6 protein-coding genes and 1 tRNA gene are annotated in these 5,569 nt (G+C 32.5%); 1 reads left to right on the top strand and 6 read right to left on the bottom strand.

Annotated elements, in window-relative coordinates; translation table 11 throughout:
• The 4 genes from ACJML3_RS08280 to ACJML3_RS08265 form a co-directional block, all read right to left on the bottom strand.
• Window positions 1-238: hypothetical protein (locus ACJML3_RS08280; protein ID WP_406022268.1), on the bottom strand; the 238-nt coding region annotated here is incomplete at its 3' end.
• A gap of 106 nt (window positions 239-344) precedes the next feature.
• Window positions 345-435 (bottom strand) — tRNA-Ser (locus ACJML3_RS08275).
• A gap of 41 nt (window positions 436-476) precedes the next feature.
• A complete protein-coding gene (locus ACJML3_RS08270) occupies window positions 477-1,190 on the bottom strand; it encodes a DNA alkylation repair protein (protein ID WP_406022267.1) in 714 nt (237 codons plus the stop codon).
• A 2-nt stretch (window positions 1,191-1,192) separates the two neighbouring features.
• Window positions 1,193-2,503 carry a DUF4113 domain-containing protein gene (locus ACJML3_RS08265; protein WP_406022264.1) on the bottom strand — a complete coding sequence of 437 codons (1,311 nt, stop codon included), beginning with the start codon at window positions 2,501-2,503 and terminating at the stop codon, window positions 1,193-1,195.
• A gap of 205 nt (window positions 2,504-2,708) precedes the next feature.
• Between ACJML3_RS08265 and ACJML3_RS08260 the strand changes: the two genes are divergently transcribed.
• A complete protein-coding gene (locus tag ACJML3_RS08260; protein ID WP_406022262.1) occupies window positions 2,709-3,740 on the top strand; it encodes a substrate-binding domain-containing protein in 1,032 nt (343 codons plus the stop codon).
• A gap of 178 nt (window positions 3,741-3,918) precedes the next feature.
• Here the strand turns inward: ACJML3_RS08260 and ACJML3_RS08255 are convergent, their stop codons facing one another.
• Together ACJML3_RS08255 and ACJML3_RS08250 are read right to left on the bottom strand one after the other, a co-directional pair.
• Window positions 3,919-4,626, bottom strand: coding sequence for an L-ribulose-5-phosphate 4-epimerase (locus tag ACJML3_RS08255; protein ID WP_406022261.1), 708 nt, complete (start codon window positions 4,624-4,626; stop codon window positions 3,919-3,921).
• Window positions 4,627-4,780: 154 nt separating this feature from the next.
• A partial coding sequence (locus tag ACJML3_RS08250) for an NAD-dependent epimerase/dehydratase family protein (protein ID WP_406022259.1) occupies window positions 4,781-5,569 on the bottom strand: 789 nt, incomplete at its 5' end.

Here is a 5,569-nt window from a genome sequence, read left to right as displayed (position 1 = left end):
CGATTTCAGTAATATTACTGAAAGTTCCCATACTCTGAGACAGCATTTGAAAACCTTCAGCATAATAAGTTGTATTTGAGGATGCTATAACCTCATCAAAAAGAACAATTTCCTCATTCTCAATGTTTGAAGAAATAAACTTTTTAAATGTTATTTCATGGTTATTAACAGTAACTGATGCATTGATCTTTTCAAGATTTGTCTTGATTTTTTCGATTAAATCTACTGCTGTAAGCATACCCCACCTTTTGAGTTTTTTTCTAACTAATTGTCTGAGAGATAAGGATATTTTGCAATACAAACGACTGATAGAGATGTGAAAAATGAGATATAGTTCAATCAAATGGCGGAAAGGAGGAGATTTGAACTCCTGGAACATTAAAAATGTTCGTCGCATTTCGAGTGCGATGCATTCAGCCTCTCTGCCACCTTTCCATTGATGATCATTATAAGAATTTTCATTATTGATTCAATGATCATTTCTTCAAAGTGCGAATAAAACGTTTCTCATCTGCACTTGGTATTCTTGATTCTATGATTTTTGCAATTGCCTTGTTATGAGTTTTTAATGACAGCTTGTCTTTTTTTAGATATTCGATTGTAGAGTCTTTATCTGTACAGTACATTGTTGCAATACACCATGCAATTGCCATATGTACATAGTAATGACTGTCATCTGCTTTATCAAAAACACTGAATAGATAATTCATATATTCAAAAGAGCAGTAACAGTTGTTTGCACAAACAATGGCAAAACGTCTTACAAAAGGAGGATTTGCATTGTCAAAAAGAGGCTTTATAAACTCAAAAAATTTATTTTTATTCTTTTTGATAAATGGTTTTAAAAGCGTGCAAAAACCATCAACAATTGTCCAGCTGTTTAATAATTTAAAGAATTTTCTAATAAGTTCTATTGTATCTTCAAAAGATAAATCTGCTTTACTGATTGCAACTGCAAGGCAGTATCTTGTTTCAAAGTATGAATTTTCATCTAGTTGATTTATCAAAGATATTAAATCGTAATTGTGTTTTAAAAGTGACAGAGCAGTTTTTCTGACAGTAGGAACCTTTACACCAAGGATGATATCGTCTTTACAGATTTTTGATGTAAATTCTCTGTATTTTTCATCTTTTTGCACACAAAGTATTTTTTCAATCTCTTTTGTACAAATAGCAGTGCTTGTGCTCATTTCTAGAAAACCTCAGGCAGTTCATCAAAAGATGCTGTATATCTTTTTGAAAAATGATCTTTGTTGATTTTGTCCTTCTTTTTGTTTTCAACTTTTGTAAGTGAATGCACAGCTCCAAGATATATGGTATCTTTGTTCTCTTTATTTATTTTATCAACAGCGTTCATGAGGTTATTGTTTTTGTTCAGTTCACTCTGATCTGGTGCTTTACTGAACAAATCTGACTGAAAGCTTCTTGAATCCTTAAATTCATACAGTATGATGCCAGCCTTTGCATATTCATATCCATCAACAAAGATTCTATCTAAAAGAATTTTTGCTGCTGATATAAATACTCTGGTATCAGAGCAAGGATATTCTAGACTGATTGCAATTTCATTTGAATATTTCTTTGCATTACCAAAATAAGATGTTCTTATAAAAAGAGCCATCTTTTTTGCATACAGCTCTAATGATCGAAGCTTTTCACATGCGCATGAGACGTAATTTGCAACAGCCTCATAAATATCATCAATCTTTGTCAGTCTGTTTTTAAACGATCTTGACCACATGATCTGATTTTGACATTCAGAATCTACAAGGCTCTCTATGCAGTCTATTCCATTAAGCTCATTTATTGTTCTTGCAAGATTGATGTTATATCTTTTTCTCATGACCTCAGGATCAGCTTTAGATAGCGAATAAGCTGTTTTAAATCCTTCATTTGTGAGCTTTTCCTCACTTGCAGGGCCAATTCCCCATATTTCCTTTAATGGACTTTCAACAAGTATCTTCTGCCTTTTATCATCGCTAAGTGCGCTAAAGATTCCGCCTGTAAATGAATTTACCTTTGCATAGTGATTAGCAAGTTTTGCTAAAGTCTTGCTTGTTGCAACACCTATTCCTACGGTAATTCCTATCTGTTTTAGAACACATGCTCTGATTTTTTTTGCAGTTTTTATTGCCTCTGCTTCTGTAATATTTTTAAAACATAAAAATGCTTCATCAACAGAATATACCTCAATGTCCTGGCAGAATGATTCAAGGCAGAGCATTACTCTGTTTGAAATATTTAAATATAAAGAGAAGTTTGATGAGAATGTTTCAATTTTATATCTGTTAATTTTGTCCTGAATTTTAAAAACAGGAGAGCCCATTGCAATACCAAGATTTTTGGTTTCATTAGATCTTGATACAACAATTCCGTCATTGTTTGATAAAACAGCGACTGGTCTGTTTTTTAGATCTGGTCTGAATATCTTTTCGCATGATACGAAAAAGTTATTGCAGTCGCACAGAAGATATACAATTGATAATTTATTTATCTTACTCATAAGACAAATATAACTTTTATAGGTATGTATTTCAATAGATAATTTGGCGTAAAAATTTGCGATTTATTACGGAAAATGAAAATACAAAACAATTTTTGCAAGCTGAATAACATTAAAAAACTTTTGTGTTAGTAAATAATAAAAAAATATCACATAATTAAAGCAAAGAATATTTGTAACCGTTTACGGATTTTATGGTGAACTGATGAGCGTAACATTAAAGGATCTTGCTAAAGCTTCAGGTGTATCAATAGGAACTGTTTCAAGAGCTTTAAATGATAAAAATGAGGTAAGTGCAAAAACATCTGAAAAGATTAGACAGCTTGCCCATGAACTTGGTTATATTCCAAACAGAGCAGGTAGAGCATTATCTGCACAAAAGAGCATCAGCTGTATTGGTGTATCAATTCCAAGTATTAATTCCCCTTTTTTTGATGATATCAAAAAAGGTCTTGATACTGGCTTAAGAGAGTTTAAAGATCTTGGTATTGATGTGATATTAAAAGAGCAGGAAGGTTGGGATGTTTCAACTCAGATTAAGATCATTGATGAGCTTGTTGAAGCTGGCTGCAAGGCTCTTGTGATCTGCTGTGTTGATTCTATCAGTATGCGAGAAAAGATAAACTCTCTGTATGAAAGCGGAATTCCTGTAGTTCTTTTAAATAATGAGATACCAGAGACTAACAGATTATTTTTTGTAGGTCCTGATTATTTAAAATCAGGTCAGGTTGCAGCTTCAATGGTTACAAAATGCTGTAATTTTACTCCTCTTAAGATCCTTTTAGTTGTTGGTTACAAAGAGCATATTGGACATAAAACCCGTGTAAAAGGTTTCATTGATGAGCTTAAAAAAGAGAGAAATGATATTGAGATTATTGATACTATTGAAGGTTGCGATCAGGATATCATTACTCAGCAGGTAACAATGAAAGCATTTTTAGAGCATCCTGAGATAAATGTTGTATATATGACATCAGGCTCAGGTGTAAGTGGTCTTGGAGCAGCAATTATCGCTGATTCCATGCACAAGCGCTTTGTTGTAGCCTGCGATGAGATTTATACAACAAAAGAACTTGTAAAAAACGATATAATCGATTTTGTTGTATGTCAGCAGCCATATAATCAAGGATATCAGGTTATTAAAAAGCTGCATGAATATTTAAACAAGGTTGGAAATACAACTGCTTGTGATTACATTGTTGAACCAGTTATAAAAGTTAAAACTCATTTTGATTGATTTTTTTAGATTTTATAATGGTTCTTTTAAGATCCTTTATTAGATAAATCAAATGCTACCTTTTGGTAGCATTTTTTTGATACCAGCTAATAAAGAAAAAAAAGTAAAAATATGATACTCAATATAAGAAAGCCTGGCATAAGCCAGGCACATGAGTGTTATTCATTGTAAGGAAAAATCAGTCTTTCTTTTTCTGTCCGTAGTAGGCATTTTTACCATGCTTTCTTAAATAGTGCTTATCTAAAAGCTCCTGCTGCATTCTTGTAAGATCAGATCTTAAAGTTAAAGCATGATATGCCATATAGGCAACTTCCTCTAAAACTACAGCATTATATACGGCATTGTCTGGATCTTTTCCCCAGCAGAAAGGTCCATGTGAATAAACTAGGCATGATGGTACATCCTTAAGCGCGATATTTCTTGTTTTAAAGGTTTCAACTATAAGTTTGCCTGTCTCAAGTTCATATTCACCTGCAATTTCCTGAGGTGTCATTTTTCTTGTACATGGAATGTCACCATAAAAATAATCTGCACCAGTTGTTCCAAGTGCAGGAATATCAAGACCTGCCTGTGCAAATGATGTTGCATTTCTTGAATGGGTATGTACGATACCGCCGATATCCTCACATGCTTTATAAATCTCAAGATGAGTTGCAGTATCAGTTGATGGATTTAAATCACCTTCAACTACCTTACCTGTTTCAAGATCAACTACAACCATATCAGAAGCTTTCATTGTTTCATAATCAACTCCTGATGGTTTGATAACAACAAGACCAGTATTTCTGTCGATTCCTGAAACATTACCCCATGTAAATGTCACAAGATTGTGTTTTGGAAGGTCTAGGTTTGCTTTGAAAACCGCGTGCTTTAATTCTTCTAACATGGCTAAAACCTCAGTAGATCAATAATCTACAAATATTATAGAAAAGAAAATAAATAAAAACTTGATGAAGTTAAAATATTCGTAAAGGGTTTGAGTATATAAAATTAACATTTTGAAAAATAAGTAAAATTAAATATACAAACGATTGCGAAAATTATATGTAATTAGTAAACGTCATGGAGTTTTTAAGAAGTTTTACTGGTTTTATTCTCTTATCTATAAGAAGAAGAGAACTTCTTTTATCAATAAACAGAGCTTCTTTTAAGAGTGGCAATGAAATGGTATTGATAATCTTAGAGTGCTGAAAATGCAAAATCAGATTCTGTAAATTGAGCTGATAGTCAGAGCAGATATCAACTGTATCATTAAGTTTCTCATCAATGATGATGTTAAGAGCTCTAATACAGTCATTTAAAGTGATATAAGGAACATAGTTTTGTCCATTTAAGAAATTCAATTTAGGAAGATAGGACAGATAATGGATTAAACCACCTTTTTTTGAAAGAACAGTTGCAAATCTGGCAATACAGACATTTGTCATTGAAAATCTTTTTTGTGCTCTTCTCTCAACTTTCTGACAGATATTTGCAAAGCAGCTGTTATCCATTGTAATTGCACTTGCTTGAATAAACTGAACAGGACGATTGTTTTTTAGTGCATAGTAAAGATAGTCAATAAGATCAATTCTTGATTTTTCAATTTCCAGAAGTCTTTTTTCAGTCAGAATTTTTTTAGATATTGATTCTCCTGCAAGATTTACAACAATCTCAACTAGAGGGATTTTATCAGTATAGCTAAGAATTCTGATTGCAGATGGCAGCACGTTTTTGGCATCTATAATATTTCTTGAGAGCACAAAAATTTCATGCCCCTTTTGTAAAAGTAAAGAGCAAAGTGATCTTCCTATAAGACCAGTACCACCTGTAATCAGTATTCTCATAAA

It is taken from the genome of Succinivibrio sp., from assembly GCF_045124615.1.
Classification (GTDB): domain Bacteria; phylum Pseudomonadota; class Gammaproteobacteria; order Enterobacterales; family Succinivibrionaceae; genus Succinivibrio; species Succinivibrio faecicola.
Note: the sequence above shows the minus strand (reverse complement) of the source record. Positions and strands in the feature narration are given on the sequence as shown.